We start from the raw sequence: 13,516 nt of genomic DNA, 5'->3' as shown, positions 1-13,516 counted from the left end.
CGTTCGCCCGGCGGCGCGGCTAGATGAGCCGCCATGGGGACCCTGACCGCGACCGAACAATCCGCCGTCGAGCACGCCGCGGCCGAGCCGATGCTGCGCCAGGTCGAGGCGTGGGCGGCGGTCAATTCGGGTTCGCGCAACCTCGCCGGGCTGGCGACGGTCGCCGGGCTGATCGCCGATGCGTTCGCCGCGCTGCCGGGCGCGTTGGCGCTGGTCGATCCGGCGCCGGTCGACGCGGTTGACGACGGCGGGCGGCGGGTGCCGCTCGAGCACGGCCGCAACCTGCACTTGAAGGTTCGGCCCGAGGCGCCGGTGCAATTGCTGCTGACCGGGCACATGGACACGGTGTTCGGCGCCGACCACCCGTTCCAGGCGCTGACTTGGCTCGAGGACGGCGTGCTGGGCGGGCCCGGCGTCGCTGATATGAAGGGCGGCATCGCGGTCATGCTGGCGGCTTTGAAGGCGGTCGAGGCGAGCGAGCTCGGGCCGCGGCTCGGCTACGAAGTGATCATCAACAGCGACGAGGAAGTCGGTTCGGCCGGCTCGGCGGCGCTGATCGCGGCGGCGGCGCGGGGCAAAAGCGCGGCGCTGACCTACGAGCCGTCCGCGCTGCCCGACGGCACGCTGGCGGGGGCTCGGCCGGGAAGCGGCAATTTCTCGCTGATCGTCCATGGCCGCTCGGCCCATGCGGGGCGCAATCCCGAGGACGGGCGCAACGCGCTGGTCGCGGCGGCGGATCTCGCGTTGCGGCTGAAGGGTGCGCGTTATCAGGGCCTCAGCATCAATCCGGCCAGGATCGACGGCGGCGGGCCGAACAATGTCGTGCCCGACCTCGCTATCCTGCGCGTCAATCTGCGTCCTGCCACCCCCGACGACGAGGCGCGCGCGCACGCGCTGACCGAGCGCCTGGTCGCCGACGTCGCCGCCGAGCATGACGTGACGATCGACGCGCACGGCGGGTTCGGGCGGCCGCCCAAGCCGATGACCGCCGACGCCGAAAAACTGTTCAAGCTGGTCGCCGCGGCCGGCGCCGACCTTGGCCAGGCGATCGGCTGGCAGGCCACCGGCGGGGTGTGCGACGGCAACAACATCGCCGCGTGCGGCGTCCCGGTGGTCGACACCATGGGCGTGCGCGGCGGCAAAATTCATTCGATGGAGGAATATCTGATTGCCGACAGTTTGGCCGAGCGCAGCGCGCTATCGGCACTGACCCTGCTGCGGCTGGCCGGGGCGGCGGCATGAGCTTTCGCGTGCGCGCCGCGCGGCGGGACGACGCCGACGCTATGTTCGAAATGGCCAAGCTGACCGGCGGCGGGTTCACCAATCTGCCGGCCGACCGCGACACGTTGGTCGCCAAGCTCGAGCGCTCCGACGCGTCGTTCGCACGCGCCGGCGACGACCAGCAGGCCGACCTCTACGTGTTCGTGCTCGAGGATCCCGCGCAAGGCATCATCCGCGGCACCTGCCAGGTGTTCGGCAAGGTCGGGGTCAAGCAGCCGTTCTATTCCTACCACCTCAGCACGCTGACCCAGACCAGCCCGGAACTGGGCAAGACCTTCCGCAACCAGATGCTCAGCCTGACCACTGACCTCGAGGGTTCGTCCGAGGTCGGCGGGCTGTTCCTCCACCCAGATTCGCGCTCGGGCGGGCTCGGCACGCTGCTTGCGCGCAGCCGTTATCTGTTCATCCGCCAGCATCGCGCGCGGTTCGGCGAGACCACGCTGGCGGAACTGCGGGGAGTGCTCGACGAGGACGGCAATTCGCCGTTCTGGGACGCGCTCGCCGGCCGCTTTTTCGACATGAGCTTTCCCGAAGCGGACCAGTTCAACGCCATCCACGGCACCCGCTTCATCGCCGATCTGATGCCGCGCACGCCGATCTACGTTTCGTTGCTGGCGGACAGCGCGCGGGCGGTGATTGGCCTGCCGCACCCGACCGGCAAGGGCGCGCTGCGCATGCTGGAGGAGGAAGGCTTCGAGTTCGACCGCTATGTCGACATTTTCGATGGCGGGCCGACCGTCATCGCGGCGACCGACGACATCCGCTCGGTCGGCGGGGCGGTGGCGCGCACCGTGGCCGAGATCGGTGACGGCGGAGAAGAAAAAATGCTCGTCTCGCGCGGGCGGCTAAAAGACTTCGCCGCCTGTTTCGCGACCGTCAGGCAGGTCGGCGACGGGCTCGTCATCGACGCCGCGACCGCCGCCTTACTCGGCGCCCAGGTCGGCGACGAACTGCTCACGGTCGGGCGCTAGGGATGGCGCTGGTCGAGATCAATTTCGACGGCATCGTCGGCCCGAGCCACAATTACGCGGGCCTCAGCCTCGGCAACCTCGCCTCGACGCGCAATGCCGGCCACGTCTCGCAGCCGCGCGCCGCCGCGCTGCAGGGTCTCGACAAGATGCGCGCCAACCTCGCGCTCGGCCTGGCCCAGGGGCTGTTCGTGCCGCACCCGCGCCCGCATCATGCCTGGCTCGGAGCACTCGGCACGTCCTACGCCGACGCCGATCCGGGGCTCGCCGCGAACGCGATGTCGGCCTCGGCGATGTGGGCGGCCAACGCGGCGACCGTCTCCCCCGCGCCCGACACACGCGACGGCAAGTGCCACCTCACCGTCGCCAATCTGAAGACCATGCCGCACCGCAGCCACGAATGGCCGGCGACGCTGGCGCAGCTGCGCCTGGCTTTCGCCGATGCGGTGCATTTCGCGGTGCACGACCCGGTCCCGCCCGCGTTCGGGGACGAGGGCGCGGCCAACCACATGCGGCTGGCGCCGGGCCACGGCGAGCCGGGGGTGGAAGTGTTCGTCTATGGCGTGACCGGCGGCCCGTTCCCCGCGCGCCAGCATGTCGAGGCGTCGCGGGCGATCGCGCGGCTGCACGGGCTCGACCCCGAGCGCACATTGTTTGCACCGCAGTCGGAGGATGCCATCGCCGCCGGCGCATTCCACAACGATGTCGTCGCGGTCGCCAACGGGCCGGTGCTGTTCGCCCACGAGCAGGCGTTCGCCGAGCGCGACGCGCTGGTCGCGGCGTGCCAGCGGCTGGTGCCCGGGTTCGAGTTCGTCGAGGTGCCGGCCGCCGACGTGCCTTTGCCCGACGCAATCTCATCGTATCTGTTCAACGCCCAATTGGTCACCCCGCCCGACGGCCAGACCACGCTGGTGGTGCCCGAGGAAGCGCGCGAGACGGCGTCGGTATGGGGCTGGCTGCAGCGCCACCTCGCCGGCAACGGCGCGATCCGCCGGGTCGAGGTGGTCGACGTGCGCCAGTCGATGGCCAACGGCGGCGGGCCGGCGTGCCTTCGCCTGCGCGTGGTCGCCGACCCGGCGACGGTCGACCCGCGGTTCATCGCCGACCCGGCCAAGCTGGATCAGCTTGCCGAAGTCGTTGCGCGGTGCTGGCCGGAAGAATTCCACAACGACGACTTGCAGGCGCCAGCGCTGATCGCCGACATCGAACGCGCCCGCACCGCGCTGCTGGAAGCGCTCGACCTGACCGAACTCGCTTAGGGCACGACCCGCCGGGCGAATGCCGGGTTGGGACGTGTCCAGTCGGCAGGCGAGAGGCGCACGACGAACGCATCTTCAGACGCGGATCCCAGCCCCTTGCTGTAGCCGGCGGCGATTGCCCCGCCGTCGTCGAGCGCGTGGATCGCCGTGCCATTGTCGTCGGCCGTTGACCCCAGCGTCGCCACGCCGGGCATGAACTCGCCGCGTGAGTCGAGCCGCGCGACGAGCACGTCCCAATCGCCAGCGGAGCTTGCGCTCTTGGTGTAGCCAACCACCCATGCCTCACCGGCGGGGCCTGGCTTCAGCGAAATCGGCCGGTCGTCGCCGGCGCCGCCGAGCAGCGCCTTTTTGAGCAGGACGCCCGCGGGCGAGAAGGTGGCGGCGAGGATGTCATTGTCGCGCGAACCCCAGCTTTTGACATATCCGGCGACGACGATCGTGCCATCGGGCTTGACCAGCAGCCCGTGATTGACGTCCGGGGCGGCCGCCGTGCCGACGGTCCGCCGCCACAGCTCCTGTCCGCCGCCGTCGAGCTTGAGGATGAAGATGTCGCTGTCTTCACCCCGGCGAAGACCACCGGCAACGATCAGGCCGCCATCGCCGGCCGGGGCGACGTACAGCGCGGCCAGCGCGTCGGGGTCAGCGTCGATGGTCCGCTGCCAGACGGCGGACCCGCGCCGGTCGAGCTTGACCGCGAACAACCGTCGGCGCTCGACGTCGGGCGGCTCGCTGTGGCCGACCAGGACGTAGCCGTCCGCGGTTGCGGCCAGGCTGGTGAACCGGTCATAGCCGCCCCCGCCGAAGGTCTTTTCCTCGAGGAGTTTGCCGTCAGCCGCGATGCGTGCGGCCCAGGCGTCGATCCCGCCCGCGCCGATGCGCGAGGTGAAGCCGGCCAGCCAGGTTTCGCCGTCCGCCGCAGCGGCGCCGGCCCAGAAGGCATCGATCCCCCTCCCGGCCCCGAATTCATGGCGCGCGCGGACTTGCCCGTTCTGGGAAATGCGGGCGTAGAGCGAGCGCCAGTCGGCCCCCGCGGCATCGGCGCGGTCGACGAAGCCGGCCAGGCCGAACTCGCCCGGGGCAAGCGCGAAAATATCGTTGATCCAGTCGTCGCCGGGTGAGGCGATGGCCTGCGCCCACTCGATGCGCAGTCCGGAAGGCGCATCCCGCCCGATGCCGACCCGGTTTTCCGCAGCGGGGGCCGAAAGCGCCGCCGCCAGGCCGATCCAGATTGCGGGGGAAGCCATCCGTGGGTCGTGCCACGGGCCGGGTTGAGCGAGGAGGCTTTCCTCGCCGAGACGCGGGACTGCTTCGACCAACGGCGCGAGGTCAATCACAGAGTGCAATGCAGGGCGGCGGCGCCTGCCGCCGCGCCGCTCGTCCAGTATCGGGACAGGACCGGCGGCAAATCCCCTCTGGCAAATGGTTAAGCGCCCCTTTACCAATTCCCTTAGCCTGGAAATGGCGGAACCGCTGGCTTGGCACGGGGTTGGATTAACTTATGCGCAGCAAAATTGCCCGGCTGTTCACGATCAAGACGCGCTTCGAGGCGTGGCTGGTGATCTACGCAATCGCGATGGGCGCGGTCGAGCGCGGGCAGCACTATCTCGAAATCTATCCGGGGACGTTCGGCTGGGTGCTGGCGGCGCTGTGCACCGGCGTGGTGTTCCTCGCCGGCGCCAAGCTCCTCGACTCGGTCACGCCGGCCCGGGCAACCGCCACGGCAGCCGCGGTTCACTCAGTGGCGCCGACGCGGCGCCACCGCCTCAATCGTAATCGACCCAGACAGCGCCCGCTGCACTCCGGCTTAGGGTCACCGATTTCGCTTCGCAAAGATTGACGCCGCTCCACGTCGCGGTGGCGCCGCCATCGAGGTTGGCGCGGATATCGAACGCGCAATCAGGATCGGAGAAGCTCACCGCGCTGCGAGCGCCGGGCGAGGACGGAGCGTTGATCGACTTCCAGCCAGACGTGCCAAAGCGGCGGATTTCGACACTTTTCATGCCGACACCGGTGCCGTTGACGAGGGTGAAGTTTCCAGCGCCGGCGTTAGCGGGCGCAGGGGCCACGGCGACAAGCGCGGCGGCGGCGATCCAGGCGACTCTGCTCATGCGCAATATATACGCTTGAGCAAAGCCGCTTGGAACAGGTTTCGCTATCGGGCTGTCAGGCGGCGTTGAGCGCCGGCTCGAACGGGCGCGAGCGGCGGATCACCGGCGCGGCGGCCGGGCCCTGGCGGTACGCCTCCTGCAGCGGCAGTGCCGTCGCGCAGAACGCGCACTCAGCGAGCACGCGCCCGAGGTACCAGTGGGTGCGCCCGCAGCCCGGGCAGTGGTTGACGGCGTTCTCGCGGTAGACCGCGTGATAGCCGCGGTTGCTCGGGTTGAACGCATTACGGTGGGAGTCGATCGGCATCAGCATAACGTGTTCCTTCGAACCTTTTGCTGCCCAACGAGCGGCGAGTCGTTAGGTTTCGGCGATAATCCGTGAAAACGAGGTGGGTGTCACCACTCGGCAACGCCCCGTCCCGCTGCGGGACGAAAAAAACTGGCGCCACAGAGGGGGAGAACCCTGTGGATATTAACCCTCTCTTAGCCGCTTGCGGGTCATGGTGGCTGCGGGGATCGGGAGTTTGGTCAATGGAGTCCAATCAGCTTTACTATCGACGCCGGGCGATCGAGGAACGGATGGCGGCGCAGCGCGCCATCACCGCGGCAGCGCGCGAATGGCATGCCAAACTGGCAGCCGATTTCGCCGAGCGCGCCAGCATTGCGACGCCGGTCGAGTTTCCGATGGCGTTGTCCGCCTGACCAGGCCGAGGCTGGCCGCGACGCCAGCCTCCCCCTTTCGCCGGTTCAAGGGAACCGCCGCGACCCCCCAGCGATTCTAGCTCCCGGCACCGCGGTTCCCCGCGGGCAGTCCAGTCAAGGAGTTAGGCCATGCCCCGCGAATTGATCGATACTGGAACCGACAAGCGCTATGTGCGGCGCGACGAAGAGGGCCAGTTCAGCGAATCCGACAATGTCGGCAAGAGCCACGCCGCCGACCAGCGCCGGCATTCGGAGACCAAGCCCAAGAAGGGCGAAGGCGACCGCGGCGACCGCTAGCTTTCTCGCCGTGGCGGATGCTGGAAAAAATGGCGCGCCCGGAACGATTCGAACGTCCGACCCTCAGATTCGTAGTCTGATGCTCTATCCAGCTGAGCTACGGGCGCGCGGCCATCAACGGCAGAGCGCGACATAGGGGGATGGGTTTCAGCGCGCAACCCCGCGGCGCCGGGCCGAGGCTGCGCTCGGCGGCAATTGCGTGGCGCGAGGCCGCGGCCTAACACCGCGGCGATGCGCTTCCCGCTCCTTCTTGTCGTGATTGTCGGCGGCTGTTCGACGCCTGCCGTGCGGACGCCGTCGCTGGCGCCGCGCGCGGCCGAGGCAATCGATCCCAGGGTGCCGGTGCGGCCCGAGCCGATGATCGGCGCGCCGGCCGCGGCGCTGGCGGCGCGGCTGGCCGAGCTGGTCGGCGCGGCGCGGGCGAGCGACGCGGCGTTCGCGCCCGCCGCCGACCACGCCGAGCAGCTCGCCGCATCGGCTGGCGCGCCGCACAGCGAAGGCTGGATCGTGGCGCAGCAGGCGCTGTCGGTAGCGGTGGCGGCGCGGCGCGATGCGGCGCGGGCGCTGGGCGACATCGATGCGCTCGGCGCCGATGCGCTCGAGCAGCGCGGCGGGCTCAGCCCGGGCGATCTTGCCGCGATCGAGGCGGCGGCGGACGAAGCCGGCGCCATCGAGCGGCGCCAGGCGGCGCGGGTCGAGGCGATCCAGCGCCGGCTCGGCGGCTAGGCCACGGCGGCGGCGCGCGCCGCCGGCCACTCGGCGGCGTCGATGCGGTAGATGATCGTCGGATTGAGCTCGGGCCCGAAGCGCGGGTCGGTGTAGTCGAGATCCTCGCGCCGCTGCATGCCGAGCCGGTGCATCAGCCCCTGGCTGTCGGTATTGCCCGCAACGGTCAGCGCAACCACGTGCTCGGCGCCGAAGCGGTCGAACGCGAGGTCGAGGCTGGCGATTGCGGCTTCCTTGGCGAAGCCCTGCCCCCACGCGTCCTCGCGTAGGCGCCAGCCGACCTCGAACTCGCGGGTCAGCGCGCCCGCGCCGGGCGAGTTGACGCGTTTCAAGCCGCAGAAGCCGAGCAGGGCCTCATCGGCGATCCGCTCGACGATCCACAAGGTGTGGCCGAACTCGCGCTGATAGCCGTCGATGCGGTCGAACGCCGTGACGTAGAACGCCTCGTCCTGGACGCCGCCGAGCCAGCGCATCACCGCCGGGGTGTTCAAACGACGGACGAATTCGGCGCGGTCGCGAGCGCGCCAGCCGCGCAGGCGCAACCGCGCGGTCTCGGCGACGATGTCAGTCATGAGCGGAGACTGCCGCGACGCCGTCGACAAGCGCGGCAATCATCTCGTCGACATGCTCGAGATGGGTGCGGAAGCAGAGGATCGCGCAGCGCAGTGTGAAGCGGCCGTCGATGCGCGTGCCACTAAGCATCACGCGGCCCTCGTCCTGGATGTGGCGCAGCAGGCGCTCATTGAAGGCGTCATCGGCGCGGTAGCGGAAGGCGACCACGCTGAGGTCGGGCGGGGGGCCAACCTCGAACCCGTCGAGTTCGGCGAGCCGGGCGTGGGCATAGCGGGCCAACGCCAGTTTCTCCTCCTGCGCGGCGCGGAAGGCGGCGACGCCGGCGAGCTGGAGCGGCAACCACAGGCGCAGCGCGCGGAAGTGACGGGTCAGCTCGGGCGACAGATCGGCGGGCGACGGGCCAACTTCGGATTCGCCGAGCGGCCGGATGTAGTCGGCGACCGCGCTGAACGAGGCGAGCAGATGGGTCCGGTCGCGGACCAGCACGGCGCCGGTGCCGTAGGGCAGGAACAATGTCTTGTGCGGGTCGAGCGCGACGCTGTCGGCCTGCTCGATCCCGGACAGGCGCGCGCGGCCTTCGTCACACAGAGCGAACAGCCCGCCATAGGCGCCGTCGACATGGAACCAGGCACCGTGGCGGCGGCACAAAGCGGCGATCTCGGCGAGCGGGTCGATCGCGCCGGTGTCGACGGTGCCGGCCGAGGCGATCACCAGCCACGGCCGGATGCCGGCGGCGGCGTCCTCCTCCAACGCGGCGGCGAGTGCGGCGGCGGACATCCTGTGGTTGGTGTCGGTGGCGATCTGGCGCCGCGGGGCACGGCCGCGCCCGGCGATGTGCAGCGCCTTGTCGATGCAGTGGTGGGCGAAGCGGCTGGTGTAGACCGCGCCGCCGCCGGCATCGTCGCGGGCATCGCGGGCGGCGACGATTGCCGTCAGATTGGCGATGCTGCCGCCCGAGGTCAGCGTACCCGCGGCGGTGTCGGGGAAGCCGATGACCTGCGCCAGCCAGTCGGTCGTGGCATTCTCCAGCCGCACCGCGCCGGGGCTGGCCGAGGCGAAGCCGGAATATTTGTTCGATGCCGCGGCGAGCAGGTCGCCGAGCCCCGAGTGGAACAGCCCGCCGCCGGGGATGTAGGCCATGAAGCGCGGCGAGGTGGTGGCGAAGCCGGGGCGGTCGACGCACTGCGCGACATAATCGAGCACCGCGGCGGGGTCGCGGCCGCCTTCCGCGAACTCGGGGTCGAGGGTCTGGGCGAAGACTTCGGACCACGGGCGGTTGCTCGGCGCCTCCTCGACCTGGTCGAGATAGGCCAGGGCATGGTCGAGTGCCTGGGCGCCGAGCGCGCGGCGGGCGGCGGCGTCGGGCTCGAGCGGCAGCGCCGCTTCGCGCAACCGGGCGATGTCGGCCTTGAGCGCCGCTGTCATCGGCCGATCAGGCGCGCCGCGTCGAGCGCGTGGTAGGTCAGCACGCCGGTCGCGCCGGCGCGCTTGAACGCCAGCAATGTCTCGAGGATCAGCGCATCGCGGTCCCCTGCCCCGGCCGCCGCGGCAGCCTCGATCATCGCATATTCGCCCGACACCGCATACGCGAAGGTCGGCACGCCGAACCGCGCCTTCACCGCCGCCACCACGTCGAGGTAAGCGAGGCCGGGCTTGACCATCACCATGTCGGCGCCCTCGGCGATATCGAGCGCGACCTCGCGCAGCGCCTCGGCGCCGTTGGCCGGGTCCATCTGGTAGCCGCGCTTGTCGCCCTTCAAGCGCCCGGCCGAGCCGACCGCGTCGCGGAACGGGCCGTAAAACGCCGAGGCATATTTGGCGGCGTAGGCCATGATCGCGACGTCGCAATAGCCGCCACCCTCGAGCGCGGCGCGGATCGCGCCGACGCGGCCGTCCATCATGTCCGACGGGGCAACGATGTCGGCGCCCGCCGCGGCCTGGACCAGCGCCTGCTCGGCGAGGATCGCGACGGTGTCGTCGTTGAGCACGCAGCCGCGGTCATCGACCAGGCCGTCGTGGCCGTGCGCGGTGTAGGGATCGAGCGCGACGTCGGTGAGCACGCCGATCCCGGGCACCGCATCCTTGATCGCCTTGATCGCGCGGCACAGCAAATTGTCGGGGTTGAGCGCTTCCTCGGCGCGTTCGGTGCGCAGCGCGGCGGGGGTGTTGGGGAACAACGCCACGCACGGGATGCCGAGGGCGGCCGCGGCTTTGGCTTGCCCGGCGATGCGGTCGACGCTCCACCGGCTGACCCCGGGCAGCGACGCGATCGGCTCCCCACAGTCAGCGCCATCGCATACAAACAGCGGCAAGATGAGGTCGCTCGGGTGGAGTCGATGCTCTGCCAGCAGATCGCGGATCCACGGCGCCGAGCGGCCGCGCCGCATGCGCAAGGCGGGGTAGGACGCGTGGGTCATGTGGCGCGGGGGTTTAGCGCCCCTCCGGGCAGGTGCAAGGGCAGCCTCGCCGCGCTTGTCCGGCGTTTGCAACGGTGACATTCTCTCGAGCGTGCCGATGCCGTCGAACAGGGGATCGATTCCATGCCATCCGCATATTCGCCCGCGCTTATCGCCGCTTCGCTCGCCTTCACCCTGGCTGCCGCGCCCGCGCCGGCCGCAACGCCAAATCCGGTGCTGTACCTGACCAGCACCGAGAATTATTCGGCAAACGGCAAGAACTGGGTGCGTTACCGCTTCGACGTGTTCAACAAGGAGCAGTATCCGGCCGACATGTTCACCGCCGCGCCGACCCTGCCGCCGTGCGGGCTCAACACCAATTCGGCGCGCACCTGGGTCGACATCTTCGATGCGACCGGCAAGCGGCTGTACGGGTTTTGCGCGCTCGGCTCGCCGGACGATCTGGGCAGGCTGTGGTTCGCCTTGGAGGAAGGCGTGGTGCCGCCGAGCTGGATCTACATCGAGCTCAACGACCGCCAGGCCAACACCAAATATAAGTCGAACTTCGCCGACACGGTGATGTAGGCCGTCCGGGGCGGAACCGTTGGTGCTGCTGCCGCTTATGGATGAGTGACAAGCAAGCCTTTGCCCAAACAGGCGATCCTGATCGTCAATGCGATGAGCCGCCGCGGGGCGGACGTGTTCGACGAGGCGCGCGCCAAGCTCGAGCTGGCCGGGGTCGAACTGATCGACGCCATCGCGGTCAACAAGCCGGACCAGATGGACCGCACGGTGATCGATGCGGTGGCGCGCGCGCCGATGGTGATCATCGGCGGCGGCGACGGCAGCCTGTCGAGCACGATCGACCATTTCGTCGGCAAGGACACGGTGTTCGCGATCCTTCCGCTGGGCACCGCCAACAGCTTCGCCAAGTCGATGGGCATGGCGACCGACGTCGATTCAGCGGTCGACGTGATCGCCAACGGGCGGCGGCGACGGATCGACCTCGGCGTCATCGATGGCGACTATTTCGTCAACGCCGCGGCGCTCGGGCTGAGCCCGCTGATCGCCGATACCGTGCCGCATCAGCTCAAGCGCTGGCTCGGCATGGTCGGTTATCTGATCTGGGCGGTGCGCAGCGCGTTCCATTTCCGCCCGTTCCGCCTGCGCGTCACGCTCGACGACGGGTCGCTGGTCAAGGCGTGGGCGACCGAGGCGCGGATCGCCAACGGCACGCACCACGGCGGGGTCGAGCTGGTCGAGAGCCAGGCGGTCGATTCGGGCGAGATCGTGATCCAGGCGGTGACCGGCAAAAGCCTGTTCGGGCTGGCGTGGAGCTGGTTCGCGACCTTGTTCAAGCTGCGCTCGCGCGGCCAGACCACGACCGAGTGGCGGGGAAAGACCCTGCGGCTCGAGGCGCGGCCGCGGCAGAAAATCTCGGTCGACGGCGAGATCGCGGCCAAGACCCCGGTCACGGTGTGCATCGCCAAGGGCGCAATGGAAGTCGCCGCGCCGCGCGAATAGTCACCCCAACCGCGCCAGCGCCGCGCTGAGCCGCTCGGCTTCGGCGGCGCGGGCGGCGTGGTCGGCGCGGGCTTTTTCGACCGCTTCGGGCTTGGCGCGCTCGGTGAAGGCGGGGTTGTTCAAGCGAGATGCGAGGGAATCACGGTCTTTCTCGGCGGCGCTGACGGATTTCGCCAGGCGCGCTTTTTCGGCGTCGAGGTCGATCGCCCCGCCGAGCGGGAAGGCAATGGTCACGCCTTCGACGACGATTTGCGCCGAGCCCGACGGGACAGCGTTGGCGGCGACCGGCGGGTCGAGCTTGGCCATGCGCGACAGCGTGGCGGAATTGGCCGCGAGCCGCTCGAGCATCGCCGCATCGCCGCCGATGACGTGCGGGGTCAGCGCCGCGCTCCACGGGATGGTCAGCTCGGCGCGCACCGCCCGCGCTTCGGCGATCAACGCAACGAGACTGCCGATTTCGGTTTTCGCCGACTTGTCCGCCTTCGCCTCGGGCGCCGGCCATTTCGCGACGATCAACTCATACGGGCGCTCGCCCATGCTGCCCCACAGCTCCTCCGTGACGAACGGCATGAACGGGTGGAGCATGACGAGGATCTGGTCGAACGCCCACGCGGCGACCGCGCGGGTTTCGGCTTGCCCCCCTCCCGCTTGCGGGAGGGGTTGGGGGAGGGCCTGTGAAGCCTCGGACAGGCCCTCCCCTTCGCCGCTTTGCGGCTCTTCCCCTCCCGCTGGCGGGAGGGGGTTAAGCTCACCCTTCACCAACTCGACGTACCAGTCGCAAAAAGTGCCCCAGGTGAAATGATAGATGGCATTGGCCATGTCGTCGAAGCGCAGCTCGGCGAACGCCTTGTCCAGCTTGGCCAGCGTCTCGACCACCTCGCCGATGATCCAGCGGTTGACCGGTAGCTCGGCGTCGGGCGCGGCGATGCTTTGGCTGGCGCCGACGCCGTTCATCTGGAGGAAGCGCGCGGCGTTCCACAGCTTGGTGGCGAAGTTGCGGTAGCCCTCGACGCGCTTTTCATCGAGCTTGATGTCGCGCCCCTGGCTTTCCATCGCGGCCATGGTGAAGCGCAGCGCGTCGGCGCCGTAGCGGTCGATCAGGCCAAGCGGGTCGACGGTGTTGCCCTTCGACTTGGACATTTTCTGCCCGTGCGCGTCGCGGACCAGGCCGTGGAGGTAGAGCGTCTTCCACGGGGGTTCGCGCATGAACTCGATCCCCTGCATCGCCATGCGGGCGTCCCAGAAGAACAGGATGTCGAAGCCCGAGATGAGCACGTCGTTGGGGTAGTGGCGGGCCAATTCCTCGGTCTGTTCGGGCCAACCCAACGTGGCGAACGGCCACAGAGCGGAGGAGAACCAGGTGTCGAGGACGTCTTCGTCGCGGCGCAGTGTGCGGTCGCCGGCCTCGGCGCGCGCCTCCTCTTCCGATTCCGCGACGAATATAGTGCCGTCGTCGTCAAACCACGCCGGAATCCGGTGGCCCCACCACAATTGCCGCGAGACGCACCATGGCTGGATATTTTCGAGCCAGTTGAACCAGGTTTTCGACCAACTTTCCGGCACGATCTTGATCGCGCGCAAGCGGGTTGCTTCGAGCACCGGCTTCACCAGCGTCGCGGCATCGACATACCATTGGTCGGTTAGCCATGGCTCGATCACCACCCCCGAGCGGTCGCCGAACGGGG

At 69.4% G+C, this 13,516-nt stretch carries 16 protein-coding genes and 1 tRNA gene; 9 read left to right on the top strand and 8 right to left on the bottom strand.

Annotated elements, in window-relative coordinates:
* Positions 1-33: 33 nt before the first annotated feature.
* Genes RMP08_RS02205 through RMP08_RS02195 form a run of 3 tightly spaced genes read left to right on the top strand, consistent with a single transcriptional unit; the run spans position 34 to position 3,508 of the window.
* Positions 34-1,242, top strand: coding sequence for a hydrolase (locus RMP08_RS02205; RefSeq protein ID WP_310467336.1), 1,209 nt, complete (start codon positions 34-36; stop codon positions 1,240-1,242).
* Positions 1,239-2,252 carry an arginine N-succinyltransferase gene (locus tag RMP08_RS02200; protein WP_310467335.1) on the top strand — a complete coding sequence of 338 codons (1,014 nt, stop codon included), beginning with the start codon at positions 1,239-1,241 and terminating at the stop codon, positions 2,250-2,252. The genes RMP08_RS02205 and RMP08_RS02200 overlap by 4 nt, the downstream gene beginning before the upstream one ends.
* Positions 2,253-2,254: 2 nt before the next feature.
* Positions 2,255-3,508 (top strand): N-succinylarginine dihydrolase, encoded by a 1,254-nt coding sequence (locus RMP08_RS02195; protein WP_310467333.1) that lies wholly within the window; start codon positions 2,255-2,257, stop codon positions 3,506-3,508.
* On the opposite strand, the gene RMP08_RS02190 is transcribed toward RMP08_RS02195, so the two are convergent.
* Entirely contained in the window at positions 3,505-4,842 is a 1,338-nt protein-coding gene (locus RMP08_RS02190; RefSeq protein ID WP_310467332.1) for a hypothetical protein, read from the bottom strand. The two genes, RMP08_RS02195 and RMP08_RS02190, sit on opposite strands and share 4 nt — an antisense overlap.
* Positions 4,843-5,006: 164 nt before the next feature.
* Here RMP08_RS02190 and RMP08_RS02185 point away from each other — a divergent pair, with 164 nt between their 5' ends.
* A complete protein-coding gene (locus tag RMP08_RS02185; protein ID WP_310467331.1) occupies positions 5,007-5,345 on the top strand; it encodes a hypothetical protein in 339 nt (112 codons plus the stop codon).
* Here the strand turns inward: RMP08_RS02185 and RMP08_RS02180 are convergent.
* Together RMP08_RS02180 and RMP08_RS02175 are read right to left on the bottom strand one after the other, a co-directional pair.
* Complete coding sequence (locus RMP08_RS02180; protein WP_310467329.1) at positions 5,272-5,616, bottom strand: hypothetical protein; 345 nt, start codon at positions 5,614-5,616, stop codon at positions 5,272-5,274. The genes RMP08_RS02185 and RMP08_RS02180 overlap by 74 nt on opposite strands.
* Before the next feature lie 55 nt (positions 5,617-5,671).
* A complete protein-coding gene (locus RMP08_RS02175) occupies positions 5,672-5,926 on the bottom strand; it encodes a hypothetical protein (RefSeq protein WP_310467327.1) in 255 nt (84 codons plus the stop codon).
* A gap of 218 nt (positions 5,927-6,144) precedes the next feature.
* On the opposite strand from RMP08_RS02175, the gene RMP08_RS02170 reads away from it, so the two are divergent.
* Positions 6,145-6,315, top strand: coding sequence for a hypothetical protein (locus RMP08_RS02170; RefSeq protein WP_310467326.1), 171 nt, complete (start codon positions 6,145-6,147; stop codon positions 6,313-6,315).
* Positions 6,316-6,444: 129 nt separating this feature from the next.
* Positions 6,445-6,612 carry a hypothetical protein gene (locus tag RMP08_RS02165; RefSeq protein ID WP_310467325.1) on the top strand — a complete coding sequence of 56 codons (168 nt, stop codon included), beginning with the start codon at positions 6,445-6,447 and terminating at the stop codon, positions 6,610-6,612.
* Positions 6,613-6,642: 30 nt separating this feature from the next.
* On the opposite strand, the gene RMP08_RS02160 is transcribed toward RMP08_RS02165, so the two are convergent.
* Positions 6,643-6,719: transfer RNA gene (locus tag RMP08_RS02160), tRNA-Arg, on the bottom strand.
* Positions 6,720-6,843: 124 nt separating this feature from the next.
* On the opposite strand from RMP08_RS02160, the gene RMP08_RS02155 reads away from it, so the two are divergent.
* A complete protein-coding gene (locus RMP08_RS02155; protein WP_310467324.1) occupies positions 6,844-7,338 on the top strand; it encodes a hypothetical protein in 495 nt (164 codons plus the stop codon).
* On the opposite strand, the gene RMP08_RS02150 is transcribed toward RMP08_RS02155, so the two are convergent.
* The 3 genes from RMP08_RS02150 to hemB are packed head-to-tail and all read right to left on the bottom strand — an operon-like array spanning position 7,335 to position 10,328.
* The gene (locus RMP08_RS02150; RefSeq protein ID WP_310467323.1) at positions 7,335-7,910 is read right to left on the bottom strand and encodes a GNAT family N-acetyltransferase; all 576 of its coding nucleotides are present in this window, start codon (positions 7,908-7,910) and stop codon (positions 7,335-7,337) included. The genes RMP08_RS02155 and RMP08_RS02150 overlap by 4 nt on opposite strands.
* Positions 7,903-9,336 (bottom strand): aminotransferase class V-fold PLP-dependent enzyme, encoded by a 1,434-nt coding sequence (locus RMP08_RS02145; RefSeq protein WP_310467322.1) that lies wholly within the window; start codon positions 9,334-9,336, stop codon positions 7,903-7,905. The genes RMP08_RS02150 and RMP08_RS02145 overlap by 8 nt, the downstream gene beginning before the upstream one ends.
* Complete coding sequence (hemB, locus tag RMP08_RS02140; RefSeq protein WP_310467321.1) at positions 9,333-10,328, bottom strand: porphobilinogen synthase; 996 nt, start codon at positions 10,326-10,328, stop codon at positions 9,333-9,335. The genes RMP08_RS02145 and hemB overlap by 4 nt, the downstream gene beginning before the upstream one ends.
* Before the next feature lie 123 nt (positions 10,329-10,451).
* Here hemB and RMP08_RS02135 point away from each other — a divergent pair, with 123 nt between their 5' ends.
* The gene (locus RMP08_RS02135) at positions 10,452-10,892 is read left to right on the top strand and encodes a hypothetical protein (RefSeq protein WP_310467320.1); all 441 of its coding nucleotides are present in this window, start codon (positions 10,452-10,454) and stop codon (positions 10,890-10,892) included.
* Positions 10,893-10,937: 45 nt separating this feature from the next.
* Positions 10,938-11,831: a diacylglycerol kinase family protein gene (locus RMP08_RS02130; protein ID WP_310467319.1), complete on the top strand. Its 894-nt coding sequence runs from the start codon at positions 10,938-10,940 to the stop codon at positions 11,829-11,831.
* On the opposite strand, the gene RMP08_RS02125 is transcribed toward RMP08_RS02130, so the two are convergent.
* Positions 11,832-13,516, bottom strand: a 1,685-nt coding sequence (locus RMP08_RS02125; RefSeq protein ID WP_310467318.1) for a class I tRNA ligase family protein, incomplete at its 5' end; no start/stop codon positions are given.

Origin of the sequence: Sphingomonas sp., assembly GCF_031426035.1 — a bacterium.
Classification (GTDB): domain Bacteria; phylum Pseudomonadota; class Alphaproteobacteria; order Sphingomonadales; family Sphingomonadaceae; genus Sphingomicrobium.
The sequence above is the reverse complement of the archived record's forward strand: the minus strand, read 5'-3'. Positions and strand labels throughout refer to the sequence as shown.

What these genes read in the sequence shown, in the direction of transcription:
- RMP08_RS02165 (WP_310467325.1), top strand. Translation starts at nt 6,445, where the DNA reads ATGCCCCGCGAATTGATCGATACTGGAACCGACAAGCGCTATGTGCGG.
- RMP08_RS02200 (WP_310467335.1), top strand. Translation starts at nt 1,239, where the DNA reads ATGAGCTTTCGCGTGCGCGCCGCGCGGCGGGACGACGCCGACGCTATG.
- RMP08_RS02185 (WP_310467331.1), top strand. Translation starts at nt 5,007, where the DNA reads ATGCGCAGCAAAATTGCCCGGCTGTTCACGATCAAGACGCGCTTCGAG.
- RMP08_RS02180 (WP_310467329.1), bottom strand. Translation starts at nt 5,616, where the DNA reads ATGAGCAGAGTCGCCTGGATCGCCGCCGCCGCGCTTGTCGCCGTGGCC.
- RMP08_RS02205 (WP_310467336.1), top strand. Translation starts at nt 34, where the DNA reads ATGGGGACCCTGACCGCGACCGAACAATCCGCCGTCGAGCACGCCGCG.
- hemB (WP_310467321.1), bottom strand. Translation starts at nt 10,328, where the DNA reads ATGACCCACGCGTCCTACCCCGCCTTGCGCATGCGGCGCGGCCGCTCG.
- RMP08_RS02195 (WP_310467333.1), top strand. Translation starts at nt 2,255, where the DNA reads ATGGCGCTGGTCGAGATCAATTTCGACGGCATCGTCGGCCCGAGCCAC.
- RMP08_RS02135 (WP_310467320.1), top strand. Translation starts at nt 10,452, where the DNA reads ATGCCATCCGCATATTCGCCCGCGCTTATCGCCGCTTCGCTCGCCTTC.
- RMP08_RS02150 (WP_310467323.1), bottom strand. Translation starts at nt 7,910, where the DNA reads ATGACTGACATCGTCGCCGAGACCGCGCGGTTGCGCCTGCGCGGCTGG.
- RMP08_RS02145 (WP_310467322.1), bottom strand. Translation starts at nt 9,336, where the DNA reads ATGACAGCGGCGCTCAAGGCCGACATCGCCCGGTTGCGCGAAGCGGCG.
- RMP08_RS02175 (WP_310467327.1), bottom strand. Translation starts at nt 5,926, where the DNA reads ATGCTGATGCCGATCGACTCCCACCGTAATGCGTTCAACCCGAGCAAC.
- RMP08_RS02170 (WP_310467326.1), top strand. Translation starts at nt 6,145, where the DNA reads ATGGAGTCCAATCAGCTTTACTATCGACGCCGGGCGATCGAGGAACGG.
- RMP08_RS02155 (WP_310467324.1), top strand. Translation starts at nt 6,844, where the DNA reads ATGCGCTTCCCGCTCCTTCTTGTCGTGATTGTCGGCGGCTGTTCGACG.